Raw genomic sequence first — 515 nt, 5'->3', positions numbered from 1 at the left:
TCCGCAGCTTCGGTGGGTGGCTTGAGCCCCGTTACATTTTCGGCGCAGGCCGGCTTAACTAGACCAGTGAGCTATTACGCTTTCTTTAAAGGATGGCTGCTTCTAAGCCAACCTCCTGGTTGTCATGGCCTTCCCACATCCTTTCCCACTTAGCCACCACTTGGGGACCTTAGCTGGCGGTCTGGGCTGTTTCCCTCTCGACGATGGACCTTAGCACCCACCGTCTGTCTGCCGGACTGTGCTTCCGGGTATTCGGAGTTTGGTTAGGTTTGGTAAGGCTCGCGCCCCCCTAGCCCATCCAGTGCTCTACCCCCCGGAGCAATATCCGACGCGCTACCTAAATAGCTTTCGCGGAGAACCAGCTATTTCCTGATTTGATTGGCCTTTCACCCCTAGCCACAGGTCATCTCCGACTTTTTCAACAGGCGTGAGTTCGGTCCTCCAGTGCGTGTTACCGCACCTTCAACCTGCCCATGGCTAGATCATCAGGTTTCGGGTCTACAGCATGCAACTCA

At 55.5% G+C, this 515-nt stretch carries 1 rRNA gene; it reads right to left on the bottom strand.

The features are described from left to right. A 23S ribosomal RNA gene (locus tag JUB11_RS32495) occupies positions 1 to 515 on the bottom strand; the annotation flags it as partial.

Source organism: Azospirillum sp. SYSU D00513 (assembly GCF_017356015.1).
Classification (GTDB): domain Bacteria; phylum Pseudomonadota; class Alphaproteobacteria; order Azospirillales; family Azospirillaceae; genus Azospirillum.
The sequence above is the reverse complement of the archived record's forward strand: the minus strand, read 5'-3'. Positions and strand labels throughout refer to the sequence as shown.